Source organism: Limnohabitans sp. Hippo3, from assembly GCF_003063665.1.
GTDB lineage: Bacteria > Pseudomonadota > Gammaproteobacteria > Burkholderiales > Burkholderiaceae_C > Limnohabitans_A.
In genome coordinates this window covers 24,089-37,251 of record NZ_NESF01000001.1, presented here as the reverse complement: position 1 = coordinate 37,251, position 13,163 = coordinate 24,089, and the positions used below count along the sequence as shown (strand labels likewise).

Here is a 13,163-nt window from a genome sequence, read left to right as displayed (position 1 = left end):
ATTTCAGCGTGCGCTCACTCGATGCACACCGCAATGTAGGTCAGCACGAAAACGCCATTGGGCGGTATTTTTCGCCAGTACCCCATCTCGTTGACGACGGCGACTTTCTCGCCCGTCATCTTGGGACCGGCAAAACTGGTCATCTGTCCCATGCGGTGCATTTTGTAGTTGCAGTCGTACTCGTTGAGGTAGCGTCTGGAGCGCACGCCTTCGGCGTCAGGGGCCTTGAGGTCCTGCATTTCCCAGACCCGGCGAATGGTGTCCGCCCGTTCGATGGAGTTGCGGTTGACGTACAGCGTCACTTCAGGGGTTTCACCGATGCGGGTCCAGGCCCAAGCCGACACCGGGGCCAAGCCACCCAACAAGCCCACACAGCACCAACCACAGCGAAGAAAAGCACGCATTGAAAACCCTGGCAAAGTCATGTTCGTTCTCAAAAATAAGTCCCCGCAAGGGTCACGGCGAGGCCGCCTGTGCCCAGTTTGAAGCGCGAGATGCCGGGCAAATCGTGGGTGTTGACGCCCCCCAGATCGAGCACCTCCACGCCCTGGCCTTGCAAATAAGCCATGGCCTGCCACAACAAGGCGTTGTGGGCATTGAGCTGCCGGCCTTCTTCGTCAGCCCAGCCCATATGGTAACTGGCCACCCGGCCATGAATCAAAAACAACATGCCAGCCACGGTGTTCTTGCCCAGCTCGGCATAGGCCACCACAAAGGCCTGACGGGTGTCTGCCGCAGCAGCGATGTAAGCCTGCACAAAATCGGTGGGCAGGCCATGGAACTTTTTCGCCTCCCGCTGGGCCTGCTCCTGCGCCAGCAGCCATTCGCAGCGCTTGCGGCTCGCTTGCACATGAACCCGGAGCTTGTCATTCAAGAGCACCTTGTTCAAGCGGTTGCGCCATTTGCCGTCCAGCTGGGCTTTCAGGGTGGACAACGGCAGCGTCAAATCGAGCAGCACGGTGGCGTAGCCGGTCATCACGCGCGACATGCCCCGCGTCTCTGCCGGGTCCACGCGATCCGCTGTGCGGTCGGGCGAAAACAAAGCCACTTTCAAACGCGGCAAAGGCAAAGATTGGCGCAAGCGTTTGTAGATCTGCGCACGTTGAGCGGGACTGAGCTCAAGCAGAAAAACAGGCCCCCGCGTGCACGAGGCCAAAGAGATGTAGCCCAGCACGCGCTTGCACATGAACTGGGCAATGGCCAACAGTCGGCCCTCTTCCCAAACCATGGCCCGCTGCATGCCCACACCCATTGCCGTCAAGGCCTCACCATAGCCCCAAGCTTGCTGCAAAGCCCCATGCTGCGCCGAATGGAAGGCTTCCCACTCGGCCTTTGGCAAAAGCTCCCACTTCACATCCATATCGTCATAATAGGCAAAATTTTTAAATTCACTCAAGATACCCCATTTGTGTCCGATGCACACAGGTGTCCATGTAAAAAATGAGCGCGTCATCCCCCAAAGACCACACCATCCTGGGCCATGACATCCCCAAAGCCCGCCTGACGGCTTCGGGTTGGGCCTGGGGGGCGCTGTATCTGGGATTGCCTGTCCTGTTGCTGGGCAATCTGATGGACTTCATCTTTCAATGGACACTGGGTTGGTGCATCGGCGTTTGGTGCATTGTCTAGCTTTAAAGGGCCACCATGTTTTTCTTTGTCGGTTTAGCGGTTGTGTTTGGTGCAGTGTTTGGCGGGTACATCCTTGCTGGTGGCAAGATGGCCCCCATCATCAAGGCCGCACCTTTCGAATTCATCATCATCGGAGGCTCGGCCATCGGCGCCTCTTTGGTGGCCAACAGTTTTCCTGTGTTCAAGGCCGCGATGGGCGGCATCGGCCAATGCATCAAGGGCCCCAAGTGGCACCAGGCCGACTACCTGGCCCTGATGCTGCTGATTGGCAAACTGCAAAACGTGATGAAAAAAGAAGGCGTGGTGGCCCTCGAATCCCACGTGGAAAACCCCGACTCCAGCCCGATTTTTGGCGAATTCCCCAAACTGGCCAAAGACCACTCGATCGTCCAGATGATTTGTGACCCGCTGCGCTTGATGGTGATCTCGCAGGGCAACCTGGATGCCGACGCCTTGGACGACCTGATGAAAAAAGCCATCAAGGTGCACCACCACGAAGCCCTGTTGGCACCCGCCGCCCTGGCCGGTATTGCCGGTGGTTTGCCCGCCCTGGGTATCGTGGCCTGCGTGTTGGGTGTGGTGAAAACCATGGGTGCGATTGACCAACCGCCGCCTGTGCTGGGTGCGCTGATCGGTGCCGCGCTGGTGGGCACGCTGATGGGCGTGTTCCTGGCCTACGGCATGTTCGAGCCCTTTGCCGGGCGCCTGACCCAAATCATCAACGAAGACGCACAAGCCTTCGACGTGATCCGCGAAATGATCGTGGCCAACCTCAAGGGCCACCCCCAACCGCTGGTGATCGAGTCGGCACGTGCCTGCATTGCGCACCACAGCCAACCGAGCTTCTCCGAAGTCTTTGACGGCATGCGAGGCTCCTGATGGCCGAGGCAGACAAAGCAGCCCCTGCAGCGCCCGACGAGGCGGCCGCTGCCGCCGAAGCCGCAGCTGCGGCCGCTGCTGCGGAGGCGATGCGCCCCATCATTCGCAAGATCATCGTCGAAGATGGTCATGCGGGTGCGCACGGTGGTGCCTGGAAAATCGCCCTCGCCGACATGATGACGGCCATGATGGCCTTCTTCTTGTTGATGTGGCTCCTGGGCGCCAGCAACGAAGACAAACGCAAGAGTGTGGCCGACTATTTCCGGCCGGCCTCTCACAGCCAGATCGTGTTTGGCGAGTTGGCGGGCTCCAACGGTTTGTTCGGGGGCAAATCCATCATCGACACCGACGGCTTTCCTTTCACCGCCAAACAAACCGCCATGCTCGAACGCTTGACGCCGCAAGCCCAAGGCGGCCCAGCCGATGGTTTTGGCTCGTCCAAGGAAGAAAACAACAAGGACGGCCCCTCCGAGCAAGACCCCGGCAAAGACAGTGGTTCCGGCTCGCCGGGTCAAGGCGGCGGCACCGGCTCGCCCGGCCAGAAGCAAGACAAGGAAAATTTCGACAAGCTGGAAAAAGAGATCAAGCAAAAGCTGTCGGAGAGCAAACAGTTCGAAAAAATCAAGGACCAGGTCAGCATCACTCGCGACAAGGAAGGCTTGCGCATCGAGGTGATCGACAAAGCCGACTTCGCCATGTACGGCTCAGGCGGCTCGGAGATGGGCGCCAAAGCCGCGGCCTTGATGACCGAGGTGACCAAATCCCTCAAGCCCCTGCCCAACAAACTGGCCATTCGCGGACACACCGACAGCACCGGCTTCCCGCCCGAGAGCATGCGCAACAACTGGTCCTTGTCGACCGAGCGGGCGGATGCCACGCGCCAGTTCATGCAATCGCAGGGCATCAGTGCCGACCGGTTCTCACGCATTGAGGGTGTGGCCGACACCAACCCCAAGGTGCCTGGCAACCCGGCCGACCCGAGAAACCGCCGTGTCAGCATCACCGTGCTCAACCAGTGACAGGGCCTGAACTCGTACCGCACCATTTCCCCTATGATGACGGATCACCTTCGCCCGTTTCATCCCATGCAAGAGGTTCATCCATGTTGAAAAATATCGCCCTCGGCATCGCCATCGGTCTTCTGGTGATGGGCGGCATCTGGGGGCTGGTGCACCTGATGGGTGACACCGTCGCGCCGCCCGCGCTGACCAGCGAGAGCATGCCAGGGGGCAACAAGGGCGTGATGGACCTGATTTGCGAACTGGAGCTGGACCTGGACGGACAACTGGCGCTGGGCATCAAGGAAAACGAACCTTCCAGAATCACCATGGCGCAAGTGGATTTTGAGAAAAATTCGGGCTGGTACCAAGGCAAGATCGCCATCTCTGAAAGCCGCGCGGGCACGCTCAGTCTGATGGGCACACGTCTGAAAATTTATCGACCAGCCATGTTCCAGCGCTTTGGCGTGATGATCACTGGCGAAGAGTTTGTGATCGACCGCAAAACCGGCAGTTTTGCCCAATCCCTGAGTCTGCAGGATGGCCGCACTGTCAAACTGATCAAGGGCACCTGCGCCAAGGTGATCAAGCCCCCCTTTTGAACGCCGCGTCCTGTCGTCCTGTCGTCCCGGCTGCCACAGCCAAGGCGTCAGCAACACAGCCCCTCAACCGACACCGCGCAACTCGTACTTGTTGATCTTCTCGATCAGCGTGGTTCTTTGCAACTGCAGCAATTTGGCCGTTTGTGACACATTGCCCTGGGTCCTGGTCAACGCCTGCTCAATCAAGCTGCGCTCCACTTCGACCAAATGCTGCTTGAGCGACATGCCCTCGGGCGGCAAGGTCTGAATGCCTTGGGCCAGCAAAATGGCTTGCTCTACCTCGTTGATTTCGTCGTTGGAGGCCGACAGTGGCGCAGGACTGAAGACCTTGGCAGGGAGCACCACAGACGAGGCAGAGCCCGCCAGCAAATGGGCCATTGGATCGTTCTCGTCCTCAAAAGGCGAGCTGACTTTCGCCTGCGCTGCAGCAGGCACCACCTGGGACACACCTGTCGATGCGCTGAGCGAAGGCGGGAAGGCGTTGGCGGCCGTCAGGCCGTTCTGAGCCAGCCACTCGGCCTGCAGAGCCGCCAGGCCCAGCGGCATCATGCAAGCAGGCACGGTCTGAACTTGCAACAACTGCGCTGGGTACAAAGTGGAGAAGCGGTCCACCAGGTTGGACAACTCGCGCACATTGCCAGGCCAGGCATAGGCCTGCAGCAGCTGCATCATCTCGGGTGAAAAGCGCACCGCCTTGGCGTTGGGCAAAGCGTGCTTGTCGGCATAAAAATTCAACAAGGCGGCCACGTCGGCGGGGCGCTCGCGCAGCGGTGTGGTGACGACCGGCAACACATTGATGCGGTAGTACAAATCTTCCCTGAAGCGCCCGGCCTCCACCTCGGCCTCCAGCTTTTTGTGGGTGGCGGCCACCACGCGCACATCGATCGACACCTCTTTGGATGCGCCCACGGGCAGGATGCAGCGCTCTTGCAAGACGCGCAGCAACTTGACCTGCATGTCCATGGGCAAATCACCAATTTCGTCCAGAAACAGCGTGCCGCCATGGGCCAACTCGAAGCGCCCCAGTCGGTCCGAAACTGCTCCGGTGAAACTGCCTTTGCGGTGACCGAACAGCTCGCTTTCGATCAATTCGCGGGGAATCGCACCGCAGTTGATCGGCACAAAAGGCCCGGCAGCACGTGGCCCTTGCATGTGCAAGGCTTGCGCCACCAGCTCCTTGCCGGTGCCGCTTTCCCCGGTGATCAGTGCCGTCGAGGACGAAGCCGACAGCGTTTTGATCAACTCACGCAGGAACAAAGTGGCCTGGCTGTCACCGATGATGAGGGGTTTGGCGTGGGGTTTCATCCGCAAATGACCAGGTGGTGGTGGGTGATGTTGGCGGGCTTGAAACCCGCTGTGAGCGCGAGCACCAACCCTGTCAATTCGTTTTAAATGTCAATATTGAGTTTATAAATCACTTATGACACTTTTGGCAAAAATAAATGATTACTTTAGAGAACAAACAGACAAATTTAACAATATCGTATGATTTTTGACACGTCTCAACCGTGCCGACCGGCCCGCGCAACAGGCGTTTTGCGCTCAAGACTTCCCGGGTGCTGCCGATACTCCAGTCAAGACAAATCAGCCGAGCCAACCACTTCGGGAGGCGCCGGGCTTGCCTCTGGAGTTTTAAGATGACCTTCAACCGACCCTTGGCGTTCGCGCTGCTCACTCTGGTGGCTTTGACCGGCTGTGAAACGGTCCCCATGCACGCCCAGACACCAGGGGCTGCTGCGCCCGCTTCCATGATCACGCCGATGGTTGAAAAGCGCGAAACCCTGGTCGCCACGGGCTATGCCGTGATCAGTGTGCAAAACCACAAGAACCCCGCCCAACAACGCCTGTTGGCCATTCGTGCGTCCAAGCTTGACGCCTACCGCTCACTCACCGAGCAGGTCTATGGCCAGCAACTCGATGCGACCACCACCGTGGCCGACATGACCGTCATGAGCGACACGTTCCGCGCCAAGGTCGAAGGCGTGATCTACGGTGCGGTGCTGGTCAGCATCGCGCCCGTGGGTGAAGACACGTATGAAACCACCCTGTCGCTCGACCAGCATGTGGTGCGCGATCTGCGCACCTTGTACCTGAGCCAATTGGCCGCACGCCGCCGCTGACACCATGCTCACCTCACCGGCCCTATCAAAGTCCATGCGCGCGTCCATGCAACACATCGACCGCCCTGCGACCAAAGTCATGCGCCTGGGCCAAAGGCTGGCCGTGGGGCTTTTGTGCGCTGCAGCGCTCGGGGCGCAAGCGCAAAGCTTTGCAACCAACCCGTCGGAAGCGCACCAGCTGGACAAGCCCCAGGTCCCCATGGCCAGCCGGGCTGCCCGCTCGCCCTCAGCCAAGCAGCACGAAGCCCAGCTCGAAGCGATCCGCCAGGCGATTTTGCAAGCCACCATCGATCGCCCCACGCGCGTGCTCAGCACAGCCTGGATCGACGACAAAGGCGCACTCCACGAAAGCGCCCACTTCCAATCGGAGGCCCAGGTGCGGGGAGTGCGCGTGCTGTCCTATCTGCAAGACGAGCAGGATGCCGCCCCACAGGTCAGCGCCGAAGTGCTGCCTTGGGGCTGGCGTGAAGCGAGGACCCAGGCCGCCGAATGCAAGGCCCCGCCACGCCCTTGGCGCTTGCCCTTGGTGCTCCAAACCCGGGTGGAACAGGGCTTTGCGGGCGCACAACAATTCGCCAGCCAATCCTTGATGCACATCGCCAGCCAATCGTGGACGCAACAGATGCAGGCCTCGCAGCGCTGGCGTGCCCAGCACAAGGCCACGCCACCCGAGAACGCCTACATGCGGGCCCTGACGGGCCCCAGTGAAAGCCCGACCGGCTGGACCGCCGAGCTGGTGCTCAAGCCCCATGCGGCTGCGGCAGGGTTGAGCATGCGCCAAGCTTGGCACGCCCTGAACCAGAACGAACACGACTGGCGCTGGACCCTGAGCTTCACCTTGGGTGAACGCCACACCAGCCAGGGGCCGATCGAGCCGCGCTGGCAGATCGAACAAGTCATCACGATCGACCCCCAGGCCGCCAGCCAAAACCCCAGCGCCTGGGTCCACCGCCTCAAGGAACAAGTGCAGCAGCACATGCAAGCCTGGGTCAAACAACTGGACAAGCGCTCCGAATGCGAACCGGTGCAATTCCATGTGCGCCGCAGTGGCCAGGAAGGGCTGCAACTGCAGGCCGGCTTTGAAAGCGGGCTGCGGGCGGGCGACCGTGTTCTGCTGGTGAACCCCAGCCACATTCCCAGCCAGATGCTGGAGCCCGGTGCCACCCAACACCTCGCGCTGGCCCAAGTAGTCAAAGTCGGCGCCGAACGCACCGAGCTGCAGCAGCTGGCCGGCCCGGCTTTGTCAGCACAAGGGCACTGGATGGCCCTGCCGCTTTAAACTGGCCCTGCCTGACCTTGAACCTTCGATCTGACGCGATGCGCCACCACCCCATGCCAGCACTGACCATGACCGCCCTGCGCGACACCCCCGCCAAACGGCACCAGGCCGCCCTGCAGTTGGCGACCTGGCTGCTGTGCGGCGCTGTCGCCGCCTTCGGCGCCTCGGTGGTCCAAGCCGCCGAAACCTCGGCGGCTGCGGCCTCGGCCCTCAAGGTTTTGAGCACACCGCTGAGCGACGCTGCAAGCGCACCCAGCCCATCGGGCCAGGCCACGCAGACCCACGATGGCACAAACGCTGGGGCCAGCATCACGGTGCAAAAAGGCGAGAGCATCGACGCCGTCATCCGGCGCGGCTTGCCGGGGCTGATCCTGAATGACGAGTTCATGCGCCAAGCACTAGCCAAAGCCAACCCGCGGATTTTCCCGAAGGGCCGCACCTACCCCGTGCGGCCCGGGACGGTGCTGATGCTGCCCTCGCATGAGGCCCTGCGCCAGCAAATCCTGTTGCAGTACCCGCAAACGGCGGCCCTGTTTCAGACATCGACCGAGCCTGCCAAGCCTGCCGAGCCCGCACAAGCCTCCGGCCCCGACAAGCGTCGTTGGGTGCGCTTTCCTTGACCGCCAGCAGGCTGGGGTTCGCATGATCACGGGTGCTGAAACCGCCCACCTCAGCCCCAAAACGCCCACCATTTACCTGGAGGGCAAACTACCGCTGGTCATCGAAAAAACCGCTGCCGAGCTGGGTTTGCGGGATGGCCAAGTGGTGCAAGGCACCCTCGAATCCAAAATCGGCGCGCTGCGCCTGATGCTGCAAGGCTCGCAACCCGGGCAAGCCGGGGCCGCCATTGACCTGCCCAAAGACCTGCCGGCTGGACTGCGGCTGGCAGCGGGTGACACCGCCTTGTTCAGGGTGCAGGTGCTGGCCAATGGCAGCATCTTGCTGCGCCCCCTGCAAGCAGCGCCTGCGCAAGCTCCGGCTGCGCCCTCTCCCGCCGCCCTAGCCAGCCTGCCTGGCAGAACGGAACAGCTGGGCTTCAGACCCCCCGACATGCAAGCCTTGGCTCAATTGCTGCGCCCGGGTGTGCTCGACAGCCTGCTGCAAGGCCTGAGCGCCTCGGCACCCGAGCTGGGCGCTTTGCAGCAATGGCTCAAATTGCGCCCCAGCATGGCCCAACTCACCCCCGAAAAGCTGCAGCAAGCCATGCACCGCAGCGGCTTCATGACGGAAAACCTGCTCACGCAGGGCTTGGGCGGCGGGCTGATGGACTTGAAAAGCGTGTTGCGCCAGCTGCTGCGCAGCGGTGCCACTGATAAGGACAGCTTGCTAAGCGACAGCCTCGACGACATCGAATCGCGTCAATTGCTCGCCAGCGAGAGCCTGAACGGGCGCGAATGGGTGTTCTCGATGATGCTGCCTTTTGCCGACGCCGATCCCGTGGCCCTGCGGCTGGTGCGCGGCAGGCGTCAGCCCGGACAGGACAAACCGCCTTTGGTCATCCACCTGCACACCCGCAACCGCGATCTGGGCGAAGTATGGCTGCAAACACGCATCAGCGAGCAAACCGAGGTGGACATGGTCATGTGGGCCGAACGCGAAGATGTGACACAAAGGGCCCAAGCCATGGCGGCGAACCTGGAGCAAGAACTCGACAGCGCGGGGCTGCACATGACACGGTTGCAGATCATCCACGGCCAGGGCCCGCAAGCGCCCATGCCGTATGCCCCGCCGGACACGGGTAGCCTGCTGGACGTGCAAACATGAAAGCCCCACTCAAGGAAGCCCTCGCGCTGGAATACGGGGCCCGCAAAACCCCGGTCATCAGCGCCAAGGGGCAAGACGATCTAGCCCAAAAGATCATCGAAGAGGCTTTGAAACACGGGGTTTATGTGGCCCAAGACCCGCAATTGCTGGCCCTGCTCAGCCGGGTGGACCTGGACGCCGAAATACCGCCCGAGATGTACACGGCGGTGGCTGTCATTTTATCGTGGGTGTATTGGCTCAAGGGCATGCGCCCTGGCGATGAAAAAAAGCCCCGGTGAATGGGCTGGACGCACAGATGGGCGAGCTGCCCGACCTGGAATACAGCTTTGCAACCCGGCCGGCTTCAGCCTTCAAGCCAGCTGAACACCCCACGCGCCTGGGCGGCGGGCAATTTGACCCATGCGGTCGTACAAATCCACGGTAGGTGCCGATGACTCACCTTGCAAGGCCTGCAAAGTGCCCTTGACAGCCTGAAGTTGACGCTGCAGGAGCTGAATATTGCGCAAGTGGTCCTGCTTGCTCTGCTGCAGACTGTCTTGAACCTGTTGCCAGAGCACGGGCACCGTGTCCTGGCTGACAGCCCACTCGGCCAAGGTCGCGAGCCGCTGCAAAAGCAAGGTTTTCTCTTCCTGAATGGTTTCGAAGGCCGCCAGATCGCGGGTTTTCAGAGCTTCGAACTCCAGCCCCAAAATGTCCGCCAGACGTGCCGCATCATCCGGCACAGCCTTCAAGGCGGCCTCCGTGATGTGACCGGTGACATCAGATCGGATCGTCTGGTTCATGAAATCTTCAGCCTTTGATCATTTTCTCGATCGCCACAAAGTTTTCGGCAATCCGACGCGAATCCAGGGGGTACTGACCTTGCTGGATGGCGGTCTTGATGGCCTCCACCTTGGCACGATCAAATTCGGGCTCTTGCATGGCTTCTTGGGCGACTTTGCTCAATCGCAACTCGTCCGTGACGGGAGGGGCCGATCGCCCGACTTCCTCGGAAGTTGGCGCAGAAGCCCGCAGCTCACCCTTGGCAACCGCTTGGCGGTTAGCAGATTCTATTTGGGCCTTGCGGCCTAAATGAGAGATGGGATCGGTCATGGTGTTTCTCTTTTCTGGTCTCTGGACATGGAGCTGAGACCCTGCTCGAATACTGAATCGGCATGAGATTCTAGAACTTGAGCCGGAAAACTAGATTTTTCGAATTTCACCCTACAAAACCTCCGGTCAACAGGTTTCACAAGCCCACCACCTGGTTGGGACCTTGCACACGACCGCTCAGTTCACGGCCGGAATCGCGATTCTTGAGCTTGATCTGCTCACCAAAACGCCCGTCCTGCAAAGCCTCCACCCGGGCGGAGATCTGAAAACCTTGGGACTGCCCCACCGACATCAGGACCATCTGGCCTCTTTTGACCAGGACCGTGGGCCGAATATCGTGGCTGCGCAAGGGCGCACCTGACCTCACATCCCGCACCACTTCGGCGTGCAGCACTTCGGAGGGTTGCTCCAGCACATTCACTGGCATCACTGAAGCATCGACCTGAGCACGCCGAACATGAGTCTCGTTGAGCATCATGCCGCGCTGCAGGGGCATGCTGGCCACCAAAACCCAGCGCTTGGTAGGCTCGGCCGGGGTTTCTGGCTTGGCTTGCGCCTGAATTTCGGGCGCTTTGCCCACCACGCTGACACGAACAAACTGCTGCCAAACCGGCCGCTCACAGCGCACACGAACCGTCTCGGCGCTGGCAAATGGCAAATCCATGTTCAGGGGCTTGTCACAGGCACGCACTTTGACGCGGGCATCCATCGGGGCCAATGACACCTGATCGGCAGGCACTTTTCGCGACTGGGCCACCCAGTTTTTCACCGACGACTGCAAGACCTCCTGAGGCGAAGCCGAAGGGCCGGCAGGCTTGCCCGGGTTGGCTGCGAAAGATGGCGCACTGAAGAGCCACACCACCAAACCCAGCAAAAGACCCCGGGCGATCAGAAGATCCAGCAGGCGGCACAGCATTTGCGGAGCGTGTTTCATATCGGTGTAGAAGTTTTGACAGTCAAGTGAGTTGCATGGAGCTAAGCAAAAACAGGACCAACTTGGGCAAGCGGTCAAAACCGGCACACCGGCAAGCCCTTGCCGCGTAAGACCAAACTTTGCCGCCCTCATTGAAAAAGGCCGTATTTTGCCTTGCGCAGACCCCTCTAAAGGTGACAGAAAAACTTGGCACAAGTTTTGCAGCACTCGACACGAAACCGCTCAACTTGAGTGGACAACGTCAAAAGACCGACGGACCGAGAACATCGCCACCCTTCAGTAGCACAGGAGTCAAAATGAATTTGTTGAACCAAGCACTGGGCGTGCATGAACAGGCTTTGCAAGTCAAAAGCCGCCGCCTCGAAGTGTTGGCGCAAAACATTGCCAACGCCGACACACCGCACTACAAGGCCCGCGACATCGATTTCAAGGCGGTGATGAGCGCTGCCCAACAACAAAACACGGCCATGACTGCTACCAACACCGGACATTTTGGCGCGGGCGAGGACATGGGCCACGATGGCATGCGCTACCGCACGCCTTTCAACACCTCGTTCGACGGCAACACCGTTGAAATGAGCGTCGAACAGGCCCAGTACGGCAAAGCGGCTGCCGACTACCAGGCCACCTTGCAGTTTTTGGAAAACCGGGTCAGCAGCGTGCGCAAAGCCCTGCGAGGAGATTGAGCATGAGCATGGACAACATTTTTGGCATCGCCGGGACCGCGCTGAATGCGCAACTCACACGCATGAATGCCACCGCGTCCAACCTAGCCAACGCGGGTACGGTCGCAGGCACAGAAAAAGACGCTTTTAGGGCCAAACGCCCCGTCTTTAAGGCATTGGTTGACGAGCAAATGACCAACGCGGGTGCCGCCTATGTGGGCGGCGTGAAGATCGACCGCATGGCCGATGACGCCGCCCCCCCTCGGCGCGTATCCGACCCCAAAAACCCTTTGGCCGACAAAGACGGTTATGTCTACCAGTCCAACGTGAGCGAAGTCACCGAAATGGTGGAGATGATGGCCGCTGCCCGCTCGTATCAAAACAACGTGGAAGTGATCAACACGGCGCGTCAACTGATGATGCGCACGCTGGACATCACCAAAGCCTGATCCGAAAGCACACCATGGCCACCGATACCGTCAGCTCCTCCAGCCTGCTCAAGAACGTCACGCGTTACGAAGACGTGAAAGACAAGGGCAAATCCAAAACCAGCGAGGAAATGGGCAAACAGGACTTCCTGACCTTGTTCACCGCTCAGCTGCAAAACCAGAATCCTTTGGAGCCCGTCAAGAACGAAGCCTTCGTGGCCCAGCTGGCCCAGTTCTCGCAACTCGAAGCCCTCACCAACATGCAAACCTCGCTGGACACCTTCGTAACCGCCATGTCGGGCGAACGCATGCTCAACAGCGCCTCGCTCATCGGCAAAAAAGTGGCCATGACCGACACCCCCACCCTGGTGACCTCGGGTAGCGGCGTTGAGGGCAGTATTGACCTGCCCTTTGGTGCCAGCGGCATTCAGGTCAACGTGCACGACCGACAAGGCCGTTTGGTCCAAGAACTGATCGCAGGCCCACAGCCCCCCGGCACCATGCCTGTGGCTTGGGACGGCAGGGACGCCGCAGACAACCCCGTGCCCAGCGGCCTGTACCGCCTGAGCGCCACCGCTGTGGTCAACGGTCAGACTGTCCCGATCCCGGTCAGCACCTTGTCCACCGTGCGTGCTATCGCCACCAACCCGGCCGATGGCAGCGTCAGCGTCGAAGTGGACGGCGGCAAAACCATGCTGCTGTCCGACGTCAAGCGCGTAGGCCTTTAAGCAACAGCCCGACACCCCACAACACACCCATCACCACAGGAGCCC

General features: G+C 60.4%; 18 protein-coding genes. 12 read left to right on the top strand and 6 right to left on the bottom strand.

The features are described 5' to 3' along the window. Window positions 1-14: 14 nt before the first annotated feature. Window positions 15-404 (bottom strand): surface-adhesin E family protein, encoded by a 390-nt coding sequence (locus B9Z34_RS00195; RefSeq protein WP_233249351.1) that lies wholly within the window; start codon window positions 402-404, stop codon window positions 15-17. A 29-nt stretch (window positions 405-433) separates the two neighbouring features. After that, the gene (locus B9Z34_RS00190; protein WP_108426091.1) at window positions 434-1,360 is read right to left on the bottom strand and encodes a GNAT family N-acetyltransferase; all 927 of its coding nucleotides are present in this window, start codon (window positions 1,358-1,360) and stop codon (window positions 434-436) included. 80 nt (window positions 1,361-1,440) lie between these two features. Between B9Z34_RS00190 and B9Z34_RS00185 the strand changes: the two genes are divergently transcribed. From B9Z34_RS00185 to B9Z34_RS00170, 4 genes are all read left to right on the top strand, one after another. Then, window positions 1,441-1,629 carry a hypothetical protein gene (locus tag B9Z34_RS00185; protein WP_108426090.1) on the top strand — a complete coding sequence of 63 codons (189 nt, stop codon included), beginning with the start codon at window positions 1,441-1,443 and terminating at the stop codon, window positions 1,627-1,629. A 15-nt stretch (window positions 1,630-1,644) separates the two neighbouring features. Further along, window positions 1,645-2,508: a flagellar motor stator protein MotA gene (motA, locus tag B9Z34_RS00180; RefSeq protein ID WP_108426089.1), complete on the top strand. Its 864-nt coding sequence runs from the start codon at window positions 1,645-1,647 to the stop codon at window positions 2,506-2,508. Further along, entirely contained in the window at window positions 2,508-3,527 is a 1,020-nt protein-coding gene (locus B9Z34_RS00175) for a flagellar motor protein MotB (RefSeq protein WP_108426088.1), read from the top strand. The genes motA and B9Z34_RS00175 overlap by 1 nt, the downstream gene beginning before the upstream one ends. 83 nt (window positions 3,528-3,610) lie before the next feature. Continuing rightward, a complete protein-coding gene (locus B9Z34_RS00170) occupies window positions 3,611-4,108 on the top strand; it encodes a hypothetical protein (protein ID WP_108426087.1) in 498 nt (165 codons plus the stop codon). A gap of 63 nt (window positions 4,109-4,171) precedes the next feature. Here B9Z34_RS00170 and B9Z34_RS00165 read toward each other — a convergent pair whose 3' ends face one another. Beyond that, window positions 4,172-5,413, bottom strand: a complete 1,242-nt coding sequence (locus B9Z34_RS00165; protein ID WP_108426086.1) for a sigma-54-dependent Fis family transcriptional regulator — start codon at window positions 5,411-5,413, stop codon at window positions 4,172-4,174. A gap of 332 nt (window positions 5,414-5,745) precedes the next feature. Here B9Z34_RS00165 and B9Z34_RS00160 point away from each other — a divergent pair, with 332 nt between their 5' ends. Genes B9Z34_RS00160 through B9Z34_RS00140 form a run of 5 tightly spaced genes read left to right on the top strand, consistent with a single transcriptional unit; the run spans window position 5,746 to window position 9,549 of the window. Beyond that, on the top strand, window positions 5,746-6,228 hold the full coding sequence (locus B9Z34_RS00160; protein WP_108426085.1) for an LPP20 family lipoprotein: 483 nt from the start codon (window positions 5,746-5,748) through the stop codon (window positions 6,226-6,228). Window positions 6,229-6,232: 4 nt separating this feature from the next. Beyond that, window positions 6,233-7,507: a hypothetical protein gene (locus B9Z34_RS00155; protein WP_146179605.1), complete on the top strand. Its 1,275-nt coding sequence runs from the start codon at window positions 6,233-6,235 to the stop codon at window positions 7,505-7,507. Between the two features lie 17 nt (window positions 7,508-7,524). Continuing rightward, window positions 7,525-8,127 carry a hypothetical protein gene (locus B9Z34_RS00150; RefSeq protein WP_146179604.1) on the top strand — a complete coding sequence of 201 codons (603 nt, stop codon included), beginning with the start codon at window positions 7,525-7,527 and terminating at the stop codon, window positions 8,125-8,127. Between the two features lie 22 nt (window positions 8,128-8,149). Beyond that, window positions 8,150-9,271, top strand: a complete 1,122-nt coding sequence (locus B9Z34_RS00145; protein WP_108426082.1) for a flagellar hook-length control protein FliK — start codon at window positions 8,150-8,152, stop codon at window positions 9,269-9,271. Beyond that, window positions 9,268-9,549, top strand: coding sequence for an EscU/YscU/HrcU family type III secretion system export apparatus switch protein (locus B9Z34_RS00140; RefSeq protein WP_108426081.1), 282 nt, complete (start codon window positions 9,268-9,270; stop codon window positions 9,547-9,549). Before B9Z34_RS00145 ends, B9Z34_RS00140 begins: the two co-directional genes overlap by 4 nt. Before the next feature lie 72 nt (window positions 9,550-9,621). Here B9Z34_RS00140 and B9Z34_RS00135 read toward each other — a convergent pair whose 3' ends face one another. The 3 genes from B9Z34_RS00135 to flgA all read right to left on the bottom strand — a co-directional run bounded on the left by B9Z34_RS00135 (window position 9,622) and on the right by flgA (window position 11,297). After that, the gene (locus B9Z34_RS00135) at window positions 9,622-10,053 is read right to left on the bottom strand and encodes a flagellar protein FlgN (RefSeq protein WP_108426080.1); all 432 of its coding nucleotides are present in this window, start codon (window positions 10,051-10,053) and stop codon (window positions 9,622-9,624) included. 7 nt (window positions 10,054-10,060) lie between these two features. Continuing rightward, the gene (gene flgM / locus B9Z34_RS00130) at window positions 10,061-10,363 is read right to left on the bottom strand and encodes a flagellar biosynthesis anti-sigma factor FlgM (protein WP_108426079.1); all 303 of its coding nucleotides are present in this window, start codon (window positions 10,361-10,363) and stop codon (window positions 10,061-10,063) included. A gap of 136 nt (window positions 10,364-10,499) precedes the next feature. Continuing rightward, entirely contained in the window at window positions 10,500-11,297 is a 798-nt protein-coding gene (gene flgA, locus B9Z34_RS00125; protein WP_108426078.1) for a flagellar basal body P-ring formation chaperone FlgA, read from the bottom strand. A 296-nt stretch (window positions 11,298-11,593) separates the two neighbouring features. Here flgA and flgB point away from each other — a divergent pair, with 296 nt between their 5' ends. From flgB to B9Z34_RS00110, 3 genes are read left to right on the top strand one after another with little or no spacing between them, the layout of a single operon-like run. Then, a complete protein-coding gene (gene flgB / locus B9Z34_RS00120; protein WP_108426077.1) occupies window positions 11,594-11,983 on the top strand; it encodes a flagellar basal body rod protein FlgB in 390 nt (129 codons plus the stop codon). A gap of 2 nt (window positions 11,984-11,985) precedes the next feature. Then, a complete protein-coding gene (gene flgC / locus B9Z34_RS00115) occupies window positions 11,986-12,411 on the top strand; it encodes a flagellar basal body rod protein FlgC (RefSeq protein WP_108426076.1) in 426 nt (141 codons plus the stop codon). Between the two features lie 14 nt (window positions 12,412-12,425). Continuing rightward, window positions 12,426-13,118 carry a flagellar hook assembly protein FlgD gene (locus tag B9Z34_RS00110; protein ID WP_108426075.1) on the top strand — a complete coding sequence of 231 codons (693 nt, stop codon included), beginning with the start codon at window positions 12,426-12,428 and terminating at the stop codon, window positions 13,116-13,118. The last annotated feature ends 45 nt before the right edge of the window (window positions 13,119-13,163 follow it).